Raw genomic sequence first — 13,930 nt, forward strand, 5'->3', positions numbered from 1 at the left:
GTGGTTGGACCTTAGCCCTCCAGCTCGAGCTCGTCGCGCAGCGGGATGCCGTAGTTGCCGATGCGCGGGATCTCGGGCTTGAGGCGCTCGCGGGCGTCATCGACCGCGTTCGCGTGCAGCTTGGCGAGGCGGAAGCCGCGGCGCTGGTAGAAGCGCAGCGCGTCGACGTTGTCGTTGGTGGTGATCAGCCACAGGCGGCGATCGCCCGCGATGGCGCGCACCGCTTCAAGCAGCGCCGTCCCCGCGCCGTGGCGACGTCGCGTGGCGTGCAGGGTCAGGACCTCGCAATCGTCGTCGCGCAGGACGTAGGTCAGGACGCCGGCGAGCCCTGGGTCGAGCGCGACCAGGTGCGGGTGCGCGAGCGCGTCCTCGAGCACGCCGAGCCGCGCGACCCTGTCGGCGTTGTGCTCGCGCAGGAACGCCTCGACGCCATCCTCAGGCCGGCTGCTCCGCACCTCCATGCGCGGATTCTCGCGCGAGCCGCTGGCGCGAGTACTCCCACCACGGCCGCGGAGGCCCGCCGTTGGCGTAGTCGACCGCGGCGACGAACGTGTCCAGCAGGCACGGGTCGTGGCGCCGGCCGTCCATTGCGCAGAGACGCTCGAACAGCTCCTCGCCGTCCTGACCCTGCAGGTCCTCGGGGGTGTCGACGTCGAGCCGGCGGAGCTTCGCGGCAATCTTGGGCCCGACGTTGGGCATGCTCGTGAGATCGGCCATGGTTCCAGTGTCGCGCGCGGGTCTTGAACGAATCGGTCACGCGCCGACCGATGAGTTTCCGTGAGAGGGCTGGTCATATGTGCATGACCTCCTCGCAGACAGACCGCAATCGCTGGGCGGCGCTGTACGTGCTGTGCGCCGGCGCCCTGATGATCGTGCTCGACGCGACGATCGTGAACGTCGCGCTCCCCTCCATCCAGGACGACCTCGGCTTTTCAGCCAGCAACCTGGCCTGGGTGGTCAATGCGTACTTGATCGCGTTCGGCGGGCTGCTGCTCCTCGCCGGCCGCGTCGGCGACCTGATCGGGCAGCGACGGATCTTCCTTATCGGCCTGGCGATCTTCACCGCCGCCTCGGCGCTGTGCGCGCTCGCGCAGACGCAGGAGATGCTGATCGGCGCGCGCTTCATCCAGGGCGTCGGCGGCGCGCTCACTTCCGCCGTGATTCTCGGGATGATCGTGACGATGTTCCCGAAACCGGGCGAGCAGGCCAAGGCGCTCGGCGTGTACGGGTTCGTGGCGTCCGCGGGCGGGTCGATCGGCCTGCTCTCCGGCGGCGTGCTGACCGACCTGATCAGCTGGCACTGGATCTTCCTCATCAACCTGCCGGTCGGCGTGATCACCGGCGTGCTGGCGCTGCGGCTGATCGAGCCCAAGCCCGGCATCGGCGTCGGCGCCGGTGCGGACATCCCCGGCGCGGTGCTGCTGACCGCGGGCGTGATGCTCGGCGTGTACACGATCCTCGGCATCACCGAGCACGGCTGGACCTCCAACCGCACCGTCGGTCTCGCGGCCATCGCCGCGCTGCTGCTGGGCGCGTTCCTCGTGCGCCAGGCGCGGATCGAGAACCCGCTGATGCCGCTGCGGCTGTTCCGCTCGCGCAACGTCACCGGCTCGAACCTCGTGATGGCGATGATCGTGGTCGGGATGTTCGGCCTGTTCTTCCTTGGAGCGTTGTATCTCCAGCGCATCCTCGGCTACGCGCCGCTCGAGGTCGGTCTGGCCTTCCTGCCGTCGACGGTCGTGATGGGGATCGTGTCGCTGCGCGCGTCGCAGCCGCTGATCATGCGCCACGGCCCGCAGCGGGTGCTGGTGCCGAGTCTGCTGGTGACGATCGCGGGCCTGCTGCTGTTCGCCCGCACGCCGGTCGACGGCAACTACGTCCTCGACATCCTCCCGGCGACGCTGCTGATCGGCCTCGGCGCCGGCCTCTCGACACCGGCCGTGATCGCGCTGGCGATGTCCGGCGCGACGCCGCAGGACTCGGGGCTGGCTTCGGGGCTCGTCAACACGACCGTGCAGGTCGGCGGGGCGATCGGCCTGGCCGTGCTGGCGACGCTCGCGAGCGAGCGCACCGGCGACTCCACCTCAGCGGTGGCGCTGAACTCCGGCTACCACCTCGCGTACCTGATCGGCGCGGGCGCGCTGGCCGTCGCGGTCGTGATCGCTTTGGTCGTGCTCCGCGTGCCGCGCGCCGCCGTCTCCGAGAGCGCGCCGGCGGCGGCGTTTGCCGCTCACGCCGGGTAGTACTCCTCGTCGGTCACGTGCGGTCCCCACGAAGCGTCGGACCCGTCGTCCGCGACCTCCTGCATCGCCAGGTGGGTCATGAAGGTCGACGGGCCGGCGCCGTGCCAGTGGACCTCGCCCGAGTCGAAGCGCACGGTGTCACCGGGGCGCAGCGGCTGCACCGTGTCGCCGGCGACCTGGAAGAGCCCGAGCCCTTCCGTGCAGTGGATCGTCTGGCCGAACGGGTGCGCGTGCCAGGCCGTGCGCGCCCCCGGCGTGAAGTGCACGCTGAGCAGCTTCACGTGCGGGCCGGGTGAGATCTCGTCGAGGTAGACGTCGCCGGTGAACCACTCGGCGCGCCCGCGCTTGGTGTCGGGCTGGCGGCGGATGACTTCCACGGGCTAGAGCTCCCCCGGGCCCAGGACCGCGCAGTGCGGGTCGCGGATCACGAAGCGGCCGGAGATCGGGCGGTCGAACTCGCCGAACGCGTCGTTCCACCAGCGCGCGCCGTTCCAGAGGTGCTCGGGGGCGCTGTTGCGATCGTTGGCCCCGGGGGTCAGGTCCAGCTGGATCTCCTCGAAGCAGTACTCGACCATCGCGGACGAGTGGTTCGGGACGCCGGCCTCGAGCGGGTTGGCGGTGCCGCGGGTCCAGAGGTAGGCCTGCCAGAAGCCGAGCGTCTCGAACAGGTCGTAGCGCAGGCGCTCGAGGTTGGGGTCCTCGGTCGCGCGAGAGGTGACGCGGGCAGCCTCTTCGGCGTCCATCTTGACGGCGAGCAGGGCGACGTTCGGGTCGCGCTTGGGGTCGCCGTAGTGGGCGAGCGTGGCCTCGGTGATCGCGTTGTCGGCGGGCTCGGGGAAGTGTCCGGCGCGCGAGTGCAGCGCGACCTCGCGGATCTCTCCCCCGCCGACGAGCAGGAAGGCGTGCGACCACAGGCTCGGGCGCCGGTCCCAGCGCAGGATGCTCTGCGCGCGGCGCAAGGCCACGCCCGGCAGGTCCGAGCTTCCCACCAGGCCGATCAGGCCGAGGCCGTCCTGGTCGCCGCTCAGATCCGCGATGGCGTCGGTGAAGAACGCCGAGTTGTCGGTGGACGCGTACTTCTCGGACCAGTTGGTGACGTTCGGGTTCTGCGTGTCGCTCTGGGAGTGCCGGAGCACCATTTCCTCCTCAGCGGAGCTCGATTTCGATCGGGTCGTGAATCGGTTGCGCGCCCTTGGCCTTCGGCTTCTTGCCGAAGATCCGGCCGGCGATGCCGATCAGCGGCCGGACCCGCCACAGCTGCAGCGTGAAGCGGTACCTGCCGTTGCGCCCGGGGGCGATCCGGATCAGCCCGACGTTGTTGTCCACGGTGGCCGTGAGCCTCTGGTTGCCGGTCACATGCCACGTGCGGCGGTTGATCGTCAGCCTGTCGGGCAGGGGGTTCGGCTTGTGGCCCCAGGGCGGCAGGAAGGGCGTGACGAGGCTCGCCGGGGACGCGACGAGCTCGTAGATCTGCCCGTGCAGGCCCACGATCTCGGCGCTGCTGAGGCGGCCGGTGTGGATGTCGCCGGTCAGGATCAGGATGTCGTGCGGGTTGGGACCGCCGAGGGCGCGCTCGAAGATCGCGCCGAGTCGGTCGGACTCCTTGAAGTCGAGCAGCGTGCGGTCGGTCTTGCTGCCGCCTGCTTTGAGCAGCGGCTGCGGGAGGACGAGGACGCCGGGGCCTTGGAGCTGCCTGGCCCACGTTTCCAGGTCCTCCCACTGGGCCTCGAGCATCAGGCGGGCGTGGGGGTCGTCGTCGCTGGTCCGGTAGGAGCGGGTGTCGGCGATGAAGAACGACACCGGCGGGAGGTCCAGGCTCATCCAGCGCTTGCCGCCGGGGTTGAGCAGCGCCTGGTAGCTGTCGTAGAGCGCGGCCGCCGTGTCGCCCGCGTGCGGCTGGTAGCGATCCCAGGAGAGCGGGACCTGGATCTGCTTCTGCGGGAAGTCGTTCCAGAACTCGTGGTCGTCGCAGCTGACCAGCGTCGGACAGGCGGCGAGCAGGTCGCGGTAGGCGTCGTCGCCCCAGTAGCGCTCGTACTTCTGCGCCATCCCCTCAGGGATCGTGTTCGGCAGCGGCGCCCACACATCGGCATAGAGCTGGTCGCCCATCAGGATCTTGAACACCGGCCGCTCGCGCTGCACGAGCTCCTTGACCGCGGCCGAGTAGTACCCGTCGCGGTCGTCGTTGAGCCAGAAGCACGAGCCGATCAGCAGGCTCACGCCCTCGCTCGGCAGCCGCGTGGGCAGCGTGCGCCACAGGAACGGCTTCGGCGCCTCCGGGATCGTCACCTCATACAGCGCACCGGGCGTGGCGTTCTCCACCTTGAGCTCGCGGATCGCCATCGGCCGCTTGGAGCCAGGCGGAGGCTTGCCGGGCGCCCACGGCCCGAGCGTGACCGCCATCGGCGTCCCGTTCGTGGTCCGGACGCGCGGCGTGGCGGGTGTGAACGCCCCGCCGGGCCACGAGTACCACACCCGCCACCCGTCCCCGGCCGGGAGCGGCGCACCGCAGGTCACCCACACTCCGCTCGCCATCGTCGGCCAATCGTATGGTCACCGGCGCCCCCGATGCGAACCGGGTCCGCGAGCACCCGGCACCAGCGCCACCCACACCCATGCATCCAAGTCGTATACCGGGGTCTGACCCCGGTATCCCGCCGGTATACAAGCGGTACACCGGGGTCTGACCCCGGTATATCGGTGGTATGCATGTGGTACACCGGGCCGCTTGGCGCCGTGGGCGGGGCGAGCCGGCGGGGCCGGGACCGGCGGTCCGCGGTCGTGGACGAGCGCGGCGGGCGGCAGCGCGACGCCGGTTGCGGGGGCTGTGGTGGCTGCCCGCGCCGCGACGGTGGCCGCGGGTCGACTGGCGGCGCGTCGGCGCGGGTGCGGTCAGCGGTGGCGGCGGTGCGAGCCCGCGCCGCGGTGACGGCCGGAACCGCCGTGGGGCTGTGCGGCGAACCGGCGGGCGGTCGGGCGGGTGAAACGGCTGCGGGCTCGGACCGGCACGGCTCCCCGCGCTGCGCGCGTTGCTGACCGGGCCCACTTGCCCCTGCGCGCTGAGCCGGCGTGCCGGCCGCGGTGGGCGTTGGCCCGCGCCGCCTTGCGCCCGGATCGGGCGTTGCGCGCGACGACGCTCCGCGCCGCGTTGCGGCCTGCTCGCCCGTGGCGCGCCGTGTGCGCTCGTGCTGCCTTGCGTGCCGCGCGTGCCCGCGCCGCGTCATGACCCAGACGGCCGTGGCGCGCCGCGCGTGCCGCCTTGCGTGCCGCGCGTGCCCGCGCCGCGTCATGGCCCAGACGGCCGTGGCGCGCCGCGCGTGCTGCCTTGCGAGCCGCGCGTGCCCGCGCCGTCTTATGACCCAGCCGGCCATGGCGCGCCGCGTGCGCCCGCGCTGCCTTGCGCGCCGCGCGTGCCCGCGCCGTCTTATGACCCAGCCGGCCATGGCGCGCCGCTCGCACGCGTGCGGCCTTGCGCGCCGCTCGCGCCCGCGCCGCCTTACTCCCCGCGCGCGACGGCTTCGATCCGTCCCCGGATTGCGGCCCCGCCCCACCCACCTGCGGACGAGGCGTCGCCGTCAATGGCTCACTGACCAGCACCGCGGTCCGCACCGGCGTCTTCTTCACGACCGGTGGCGGCTTCGGAGCGCGCTTCTGGCGCACCTCGGCGACCACCGGGGCGAGGTGTGCGGGTTCCCGGGCGTGGCGCAGGTCGGCGGCGAGTGTCGCCCCTCCCCCGCCCACGACGACGACGCAGGCCAGCAGCTTCACCGCGGTTCCGCCGCCGAGCAGCGAGGCGAGCAGCGCCGCCGCCCCACCCACCGGCAGCGGTGGCGCCAAGGCACGTAGCGCGGCGGGACGGCCCGCGAGGTCCGCGCGGAAGCGCCGGCAGTCCGGGCACCCGCGCAGGTGGCCGCGCACGCCTCGCCCGCGCAGGACGCGGCCGTCGCCGTCAGACAAAAGACGGCGGATGTCCACGCAGGCGGTCGCGCGGCCTTCGCGGAAGCCCAGCAGCGTGCTGCGCGCGTCGAAGATCGCCTGCTTGACGGCGCCCGCGGAGATGTCCAGGACGACGCCGATCTCCGCGTGGCTGAGGCCGTTGAGCTCGCGCAGGATCAGCGCCGCGCGCTGACGTTCGGGCAGATCGGCGAGGTCGAGTTGCAGGAGCCGCAGCTCCTCGCGGTCGGCGACGCGGTCTTCGAGCGAGCCGGGCGCCGGCGAGTCTTCGAGCTCGCCCGTCGCCGGCCGCCGGCGCAGGATCGTGATCGCCTCGTTGTGGGCGATCCGGAACAGCCAGGGGCGCAGCTCGAAGTCGCGCTGCTCGTCCTGGAGCGCCACGAACGCGCGGGCCATGGTGCTCTGCAGCGCGTCCTGCGCGTCCTCCTCGTGGCGGACGATCGAGCGGCAGTAGCGGTAGAGCGCCTGGTGGTGGCGCTCGTAGACGGCGGTGAACGCCGCGGTGTCCCCACGCGTCGCGCGGGAGCGCAGGGTGCGCTCGCGATGCAGCCGAAGTGGAACAGCGATCGCCGCCATCTCGCGGAACTAGTACCCAACCTTGCGCGGAAGTGCGCGTTGACTCCATATGGCCCCCAACGCGCAAAACATCGTCGCGCTGCTAGAGCGTGCCCTCACGGTACCCGCCCCGATCGAATCTCTGGCCACGCTGGCCGAGCTGCGCAACGAGCTGGACGAGCTCGAGCGCACCCACGTGGCCCGCGCGCTGCAGGCGGGTGAGTCGTACGCGGACATCGCACGCCCGCTCGGCATCTCACGCCAGGCGGCGCATCGCCGATACCGCGACCTGGCGTCGGCGCCACCGGCCCGGCCGACGCTCTCGCCCGAGGCGCGCGCCGCCCTCCTCAAGGCACGCGAAGAGGCCGCGCGCCACGGTTCCGTGAGCATCGACAGCACCCACCTGCTTCTGGCCATCGCGGGCCAGAAGGGCGTCGACGTCGACGCGGCGCGCCGCAGCTTCGGCCCGCCGACGATCAATGCTCCCGTCCCGTCCGGGCTGCACCCGGCATTGCACGCGCGGCTCACGCGCGGCGCGGGCATGCTCGGGCTCGACCACCTCGTGCGCGCCGCGCTCGAGGACCCGGACGGTCGCCGGCTCCTGGACCGGCTCGGCGTGGCGGCGCAGTGGCTGCTCACTCCAGCAGCTTCCTGACGGTACTCATATTGCGGAACGTCGCGGTGGCGGCGATCCCCGGCTTGCCCAGGGCCTTCATCAGCCGGCTGCCCTGCATGCCGTCGGGACACCACGCATAGAGCTCGGAGCCGTGGGCGCCAAAGCGGTCCGGGCTCCAGTCCTCGGCCTCGAGCTCGGCCAGCCGCGCCGCGTCCGGCTTCCCCGGGAGGAAGACGACGAAGTAGCGCTTGAGGTCGTCGGCCACGTCACCGAACGGGTCGTGCGCGACAACCGCCTCGAGCTCCTCGACCGTCCGGAGCACGACGTCGACCTCGAAGCCGAACCGATCCGCGATCGCCGCCTCGAGCTTCGTTTGCGCCGTGCCCTTCGCGCCCACGAAGAGCACGTTGCCGGACTGCAGGACCGTCCGCACGTCCTCGTAGCCGAGCTCGCCCATCAGTGCACGCAGGTCCGCCATCGGCACCCGCCGTTTGGCACCGAGATTGATCCCCCGCAGCAGCGCGACCAGCCTGGCCATTGGTCGCGACCCTAACAACCTGAGGAACTCTTACGCGGCGCTTCATTACCCGCTTATGCAACCGGGCGACACTCGCCCGGCGCTCAAGAAGCGTGCATGGGTCTGTAACTGCTGGAGGGTTGTCTGATGGTCTCTCGTACTCGGCGTTTCGCCGTGCCGGTCGTCGCGTGTCTCGGGGCGTTCGGGGTGTGTTCTTCAAGCGCGTTCGCGGCGGGTGGTGGTCTGTCGGTCACGCCGGCGATCCTCGAACACAAAGCGCAGCTCGGGAGCGTCGGGTCCTACACGCTCAACAACACGACCAACGAGACCCTGCGGGTGACGGTCACCGTCCGCCCGTGGATGCAGCAGCTCAACGGCAACGTGCTCGCCGATCCCAAGGCGACCCTCACCCGCTACGTGCGGGCCACGAAGCAGACGTTCACGCTCGGCGCGGGCGCGAAGGCCCCGGTGTCCTTCCGGATGGTCCGGCGCACGTCGGCCGGCTCGCTCTACGGCAGCGTCGAGGCGTTCGGCAAGCCGACGAACACCAAGGGCCGCAAAGGGATCATCCCGCAGTACCGGATCATCTCCTCGCTGCGGCTGAACCCGTCCAAGAAGTCGTACAAGCTCAAGACCGGTGCGGCGCAGGTGCGCTCGGGCACCCTGGTGCTGCCGGTGCGCAACCTCGGCAACACGATCGACCCGGTCAGCGGCACCTACACGCTGTCCGGCGCGGGCTCGCGCAACGGCAACATCGCCGCCGTGAAGGTCATCCCCGGCAAGCTCGTCGGGCTCAACCTCGGCGCCACGAAGGGCATGAAGAAGGGCCGCTACACCGTGACCGCCTCGCTCGTCCAGGCGGGCAAGCGCATCACGGCACGTACCAGCGTCACGGTGCGCTGATCGGGTAGGACTCCCGCCAATGGCGCGGGAGTCGATCTTCACCCTCGAGGCGACGCCGATCAAGTTCGGTCCCGGCTCGGTCGAGGACGCGGGCTGGGAGCTGCAGCGGCTCGGCGTGTCGCGGGCGTTGCTGGTGACCGACCCGCGGATCCCGCACATCGACCGCGTCTGCGCGTCGCTGGGCGGCGCGGGGATCGCGGTCGTGATCTATGACCGGTCGCGGGTCGAGCCGACGCTCGACTCGCTCCAGGACGCGGCCGACTTCGCGCTTCAGGCGCACGTCGACGGCTTCGTGTCGGTGGGCGGCGGCTCCTCGATCGACACCGCGAAGGTCGCGAACCTGATCGTGTCCCATCCCGCACCGGTGATGGACTACGTCAACGCGCCCGTGGGCGGCGGGGTCGCGGTGCCCGGCCCGCTGAAGCCGCACCTCGCGATCCCCACGACGTGCGGCACCGGCAGCGAGGCGACGACCGTCGCGGTGCTCGACATCCCCGAGAAGCGGGTGAAGACCGGGATCTCGCACCGCTACCTGCGCCCGTCGCAGGCGATCGTCGATCCGTCGCTGGCGACGTCGCTGCCGCCGGAGGTCGTGGCCTCGGCGGGGCTGGACGTCATCTGCCACGCGGCCGAGTCCTACCTCTCGCTGCCCTACACGGAGCGCGAGCGGCCTCCTTCCCCGGACAAGCGCCCGCCCTATCAGGGCGCGAACCCGGTCGCGGACGTCTGGTCGTCGAAGGCGCTGGAGTACGGCGGGCGCTTCCTGCGCCGGGCGGTGGCGTCCGGCGAGGACGTCGAGGCGCGCGGCGCGATGATGCTGGCCGCGTCGATGGCGGGCGTGGGCTTCGGCTCGGCCGGCGTGCACATCCCGCACGCCTGCGCCTATCCGATCGCCGGCCTCAAGCACGCCTACACGCCGCCCGGCTACCCCGACGATCACCCGTTCGTCCCGCACGGGATCTCGGTCATCGTCACCGCCCCGGCCGCGTTCCGGTTCACCTACGAGGCCGACCCGGAGCGCCATGAGGCGGCGGCGGCCCTGCTCGGTTCGCACGCGAGCGGGCGCGACGCGCTGCCCGACGTGTTGTCGGCGCTGATGGCCGACCTGGACGTCCCGACGCTTTCTCAGCTCGGGTACGACCAGGGCGACATCCCGGCCCTGGTCGAAGGTGCCCGCGCTCAGGCGCGGCTGCTCGTCGGCTCACCGCGCGAGGTCTCCGACGAGGACCTCGCTTCGATCCTGCGCGCGAGTCTCTAGACGCCCGGACGGAACTACGGTGGATCGCTGGCCAGATCCACGGTCGTCTCTGCCGTGCACCGGCAGGCGCTCGCATACTGGTGGTACGTGTGCGCCTGCCGGGGCCCGGCAGAGGCGGGCGGGGCCCGCCAGAATCCGCCGTAGCTCCGGGAGGGCGTCTTAGCGCGCGTCGTCCCAGGCCATCGAGCTCATCCGCCAGCCGCCGGGCGTGAGCACGAACTGGGTCGAGATCGCGCCCGTGGCCGCGAACGCCGTGCCGTTCTGCACGCCGCGCTTCTCGTAGGAGCACCAGCGGTGGGCGACGGTCCCGAACGTCTGGTTGACCGCTTCCAGCTCGCCCTCATAGAACTCGGTCAGCGCGCCGGAGGCGACGAGCTCCGCGCGCGGCGCGATGAACTCGTCGACGGTGGTGACCTCCGGTGCGTCGCCGGTGTTGCGGATCAGCAGGCCGCCGGAGATGAAGAGGTCGCGGATCGCGTCGTAGCCGGGCTTGCCGCCCGCTTCGAACGAAACGGCGGCGAAGAATGCCCGGCTCAGGCGGGCCAGCTCGGCTTCGGTATCCATGGTGCGCGGGAGTCTAATCTCGGCCTCCGTGCTCCCCCTTTCGCAGTCCCCCGTCTGGCAGCAGCAGCGCGCGTTCTACGAGGACCGCGCGAGCGAGGCGTTCGCCGAGATCCCGCACCAGGCGGTGGACAACCCGTGGGTGGCGGCCGCGTACGCGCGCGTGATCGCGGGGTTCCTGCGCGACGCGGTGCTCGATCCGTCCGAGCCGGTCTACGTCCTCGAGCTCGGGGCGGGCGCGGGGCGCTTCGGGCACGGGCTCGCCCGCGAGCTGGGCGAGGGCTTCGTGTACGTGCTGACGGACTTCGCCGAGAGCCAGCTCGACGACTGGGCCGCGCATCCCGGGCTCGAGGACGACCGCTTCGACTTCGCGCGGGTGGATCTGACGCAGCCGATCGCGCCGGTGCTGCGGCGGCGCGGGGTGACGCTGGGCGCGCTGAAGAACCCGCTGGTCGTGGTCGCCAACTACGTCTTCGACAGCATCCCGGCCGACGCGTTCGCGGTGGGTGACGGCGCGCTGCACGCCTGCCTGGTCGATTCCGACTTCACGTTCACCCATGCGCCGGTGACGCCGTATGGCGACGAGGACCTCGACGCGCTGCTGGAGCACTACCGGGTGACGCTCGACGACACCGTGTTTACCGTGCCGACGGTCGCGTTGCGGGCGATCCGGGGCCTCCGTGCCTTGGCGGGCGATCGGCTGCTGGTGCTCGCCGCCGACAAGGCGCTGAGTACCGAGGAGGCGCTCGCCTACCGGGAGGCGCCCGAGCCCGCCCGCCACGGCGGCGCGTTCAGCCTGATGGTCAACTTCCACGCGCTGGGATTCGTCGCCGCGCGCCACGGCGGGGAGCTGCTGCACGGCGGTGACCGGCATGCGGCGATCGACGTCGGCGCGCTCGTGTTCGGCGGTGGTGCACAGACGCGCGAGGCCTACCGCGACGCGATCGAGCGCTTCGGCCCTGGCGATCTCGCGACGCTCCTCGAGGGGGTCGAGCGGGCGGCGGGGGAGTTGTCGGTGGCGGAGCTCGTCGCCCTGCTGCGGCTCAGCGGGTGGGACGCGTCGACGCTGCACGCGGTGCTCGGGCCGCTCCGCGACCAGGCCGCGGAAGCCGACCCGGCTACGCAGGAGGACCTCCGGACCGCATTGTTCGAGATCGAGGAACGCCACTTCGCCGTCCCCGGCGACCACGACCTGCCGTTCGCGATCGGCCTGCTGTTGTTCGAGTTGCAGGACTACGAGGACGCGATCGAGTACTTCGAGGCGTCGCTCGAGCAGCACGGCCACGACCCGGCCACGGAGAAGAACATCGAGTTGTGCGAGGCGATGCTCAGCTGAGGTCGCCGGGCGCGAGCCCCGTCGTCAGGGAGCTGATCCGCTCGGCGCCGTCGGCGGTCACGAGCAGCAGATCCTCGACCTGAACGGCGCCGAAGCCGGGCCGGCACAGGAAGGGCTCGATCGTGATCACGTCGCCGGGAGCGAACTCGGTTCCGGTGCGACCGACGCCGGGATCCTCGTGGATCTCGAGCCCGACGCCGTGGCCGAGCGCGGTCGGGAACCCCTCCATCACGGTCTCGCCCGGTTTGCGCTGGGTGTGGAAGCCGTGCTGTTCGAAGAAGTCGGCGGCCGCGTTCCACAGGTCGCTGCCGCGGACCCCGGGGCGGACGTTGGCGATCGCCTGCGCGTGCGCCTCGAGAACGAGCGCGTGCCAGTGGGCGATCTCGGGATCGGGCTCGCCGGCGACGAACGTCCGCGCGATGTCCGAGAAGCACGCCGACTCGCGGTCCTGCGGGGCGAGGTCGACGATCACGGGCTCGCCCTGCGCGATCGGACCCGTTCCGGGCCCGTGGCCGGTCGCGGTCTGCGGGCCGCGGGCGACGTGGAACGTCGCCAGCGCGGCGCCGTGGCTCTCTGCCGCTTGTCGCACCAGGTCGCTCACCCGCTCACAGGTCAGCGGCTCGCCGTCTCTGTGGAGGATGCCGTCGCGAGCCTCAGCCTCATCCAGAGCTTGAGCCGCTGCCTTCAGGCCCGCCTCGGCGGCTTTCGTGGCGCGCCAGATGCCGCGCAGCTCGGCGGGCGTCTTGCTGCGGCGGCGGGTGCTGAAGAGCTCGCGATCGACGTGGAGCTCGATCCCGCCGGCGCGCAGGTGCTCCGCGGTCGCGAGTGGGAAGCTGGGCGGGACGGCGGCCTTCGTGATGCCCATGGCGCGGCAGGCGCGCAGGCGGATCTCGAGCAGCGCGGCTTCGCGGCCGCTGGGGATCAGATCGTTCAGCCCGAGGTCGGTGAAGAGGTCGAGTTGCTGGAGGTCGGGCCGCGCCTGCGCGATCGAGGCGGCGTCGAGGGCGGAGGTCGCCGCGAACGCCGCGCCGTCGCGCTCGCCGTAGAGGAACGGGTCGACGATCGCGGTGGGAACCTCGTGGCGCAGTTCGGGAGAGCGGATGGTGTCCGCGTCGATCAGGACGTCCATGCGGCGGGACCGTAGCGCCGCGGCGATCCGAATCGGCCGAGTGGTCGCCAAGGCACCGCTCAGGTGCCTACGCGACCACTTCGGCTCGACGCGGCCGGCGGCCCGCGATGCGCCCACGGCCCCGCCGCGTCGTCGCGCCCCTGCCGGGGAGGTCGCAAAACCCCGCCTGAGGGGGCTAAGCGACCACTGCCCCGGTGGCAGCGCGCCCGCGGCTCGCCGTCGCCAGCGCCGCCAGGCCCGCCGCGCCGGCGAGCGCGAAGACCGCGGTCGGGCCGACGGCCTCGGCGATCGAGCCCGCGAGCGCCGAGCCGAGCGCGGCGCCGACCGAGACGGCCGTCGCCAGCCACGCGAACGCCTCGGTCACGGTGCCCGCCGGGGCGGCGTTCTCGACGAGCGAGGAGACGACGGCGTAGGTCGGTGCGATGGCGGCGCCGGCGAGGAGCAGCACGCCGGCCAGCACGAAGACGTTGAACGACCCGGCGGCGAGTGCCGCGTGCCCGAGCGCGAGCGCGACGAGCAGCGGCCGCAGCGGCGCCACGCCTCCGCGGCGCGCCAGCCACACGCCGCCGAGCAGCGAGCCCATCCCCCAGACGCCGAGCAGCGGACCGGCGGCCGCGGTGTTCCCGAGCGCGCCGGCGGCGGTCGTCACGCCGATCTCGGTCGCGCCGAAGATCGCGCCCACGGCGCCCATCACGAGCACGAGCGTCCGCAGCGCGGACGACCGCAAGGCCCCGCCGCGCGTTGAGCCGCCGCCGCGCCCCACGTCACCGCCGCGCGCCGCGTCACCGCCGCGCGCCACGTCACCGCGCCGCCCCTCGTCGCCGCCGCGCGCCACGTCACCGCGCCGCCCCTCGTCGC

At 72.2% G+C, this 13,930-nt stretch carries 14 protein-coding genes and 1 pseudogene; 5 read left to right on the plus strand and 10 right to left on the minus strand.

The features are described from left to right. Window positions 1-11: 11 nt before the first annotated feature. Together OM076_RS16345 and OM076_RS16350 are read right to left on the minus strand one after the other, a co-directional pair. Window positions 12-461, minus strand: coding sequence for a GNAT family N-acetyltransferase (locus OM076_RS16345; protein ID WP_270041075.1), 450 nt, complete (start codon window positions 459-461; stop codon window positions 12-14). Further along, on the minus strand, window positions 436-717 hold the full coding sequence (locus OM076_RS16350; protein WP_270041076.1) for a helix-hairpin-helix domain-containing protein: 282 nt from the start codon (window positions 715-717) through the stop codon (window positions 436-438). The genes OM076_RS16345 and OM076_RS16350 overlap by 26 nt, the downstream gene beginning before the upstream one ends. Before the next feature lie 83 nt (window positions 718-800). Between OM076_RS16350 and OM076_RS16355 the strand changes: the two genes are divergently transcribed. Further along, window positions 801-2,243 carry an MFS transporter gene (locus tag OM076_RS16355; RefSeq protein WP_270041077.1) on the plus strand — a complete coding sequence of 481 codons (1,443 nt, stop codon included), beginning with the start codon at window positions 801-803 and terminating at the stop codon, window positions 2,241-2,243. Here the strand turns inward: OM076_RS16355 and OM076_RS16360 are convergent. The 4 genes from OM076_RS16360 to OM076_RS16375 form a co-directional block, all read right to left on the minus strand. Beyond that, complete coding sequence (locus tag OM076_RS16360) at window positions 2,231-2,620, minus strand: (R)-mandelonitrile lyase (RefSeq protein ID WP_270041079.1); 390 nt, start codon at window positions 2,618-2,620, stop codon at window positions 2,231-2,233. The genes OM076_RS16355 and OM076_RS16360 overlap by 13 nt on opposite strands. A 3-nt stretch (window positions 2,621-2,623) precedes the next feature. After that, complete coding sequence (locus OM076_RS16365; protein WP_270041080.1) at window positions 2,624-3,379, minus strand: hypothetical protein; 756 nt, start codon at window positions 3,377-3,379, stop codon at window positions 2,624-2,626. 10 nt (window positions 3,380-3,389) lie between these two features. After that, window positions 3,390-4,778: an alkaline phosphatase D family protein gene (locus OM076_RS16370; RefSeq protein WP_270041082.1), complete on the minus strand. Its 1,389-nt coding sequence runs from the start codon at window positions 4,776-4,778 to the stop codon at window positions 3,390-3,392. 357 nt (window positions 4,779-5,135) lie between these two features. Then, window positions 5,136-6,773 carry an RNA polymerase sigma factor gene (locus OM076_RS16375; protein WP_270041083.1) on the minus strand — a complete coding sequence of 546 codons (1,638 nt, stop codon included), beginning with the start codon at window positions 6,771-6,773 and terminating at the stop codon, window positions 5,136-5,138. A 49-nt stretch (window positions 6,774-6,822) separates the two neighbouring features. Here OM076_RS16375 and OM076_RS16380 point away from each other — a divergent pair, with 49 nt between their 5' ends. Next, the gene (locus tag OM076_RS16380; protein WP_270041085.1) at window positions 6,823-7,407 is read left to right on the plus strand and encodes a Clp protease N-terminal domain-containing protein; all 585 of its coding nucleotides are present in this window, start codon (window positions 6,823-6,825) and stop codon (window positions 7,405-7,407) included. Here OM076_RS16380 and OM076_RS16385 read toward each other — a convergent pair. Continuing rightward, window positions 7,388-7,906, minus strand: coding sequence for a DUF1697 domain-containing protein (locus OM076_RS16385; protein ID WP_270041086.1), 519 nt, complete (start codon window positions 7,904-7,906; stop codon window positions 7,388-7,390). The two genes, OM076_RS16380 and OM076_RS16385, sit on opposite strands and share 20 nt — an antisense overlap. Window positions 7,907-8,032: 126 nt before the next feature. Between OM076_RS16385 and OM076_RS16390 the strand changes: the two genes are divergently transcribed. Both OM076_RS16390 and OM076_RS16395 read left to right on the plus strand, forming a co-directional pair. Beyond that, window positions 8,033-8,788, plus strand: coding sequence for a hypothetical protein (locus OM076_RS16390; RefSeq protein ID WP_270041087.1), 756 nt, complete (start codon window positions 8,033-8,035; stop codon window positions 8,786-8,788). 19 nt (window positions 8,789-8,807) lie between these two features. Then, window positions 8,808-10,046, plus strand: a complete 1,239-nt coding sequence (locus OM076_RS16395) for a hydroxyacid-oxoacid transhydrogenase (protein ID WP_270041088.1) — start codon at window positions 8,808-8,810, stop codon at window positions 10,044-10,046. 159 nt (window positions 10,047-10,205) lie between these two features. Here OM076_RS16395 and OM076_RS16400 read toward each other — a convergent pair whose 3' ends face one another. Then, on the minus strand, window positions 10,206-10,610 hold the full coding sequence (locus OM076_RS16400; RefSeq protein ID WP_270041090.1) for a hypothetical protein: 405 nt from the start codon (window positions 10,608-10,610) through the stop codon (window positions 10,206-10,208). 28 nt (window positions 10,611-10,638) lie between these two features. Between OM076_RS16400 and OM076_RS16405 the strand changes: the two genes are divergently transcribed. Continuing rightward, window positions 10,639-11,943 carry a hypothetical protein gene (locus tag OM076_RS16405; protein ID WP_270041091.1) on the plus strand — a complete coding sequence of 435 codons (1,305 nt, stop codon included), beginning with the start codon at window positions 10,639-10,641 and terminating at the stop codon, window positions 11,941-11,943. Here the strand turns inward: OM076_RS16405 and OM076_RS16410 are convergent. Continuing rightward, window positions 11,936-13,072, minus strand: coding sequence for a M24 family metallopeptidase (locus tag OM076_RS16410; RefSeq protein ID WP_270041092.1), 1,137 nt, complete (start codon window positions 13,070-13,072; stop codon window positions 11,936-11,938). The genes OM076_RS16405 and OM076_RS16410 overlap by 8 nt on opposite strands. A gap of 175 nt (window positions 13,073-13,247) precedes the next feature. Continuing rightward, window positions 13,248-13,930 (minus strand): annotated as a pseudogene (locus tag OM076_RS16415) (hypothetical protein); the annotation flags it as partial.

This window comes from Solirubrobacter ginsenosidimutans (assembly GCF_027587205.1).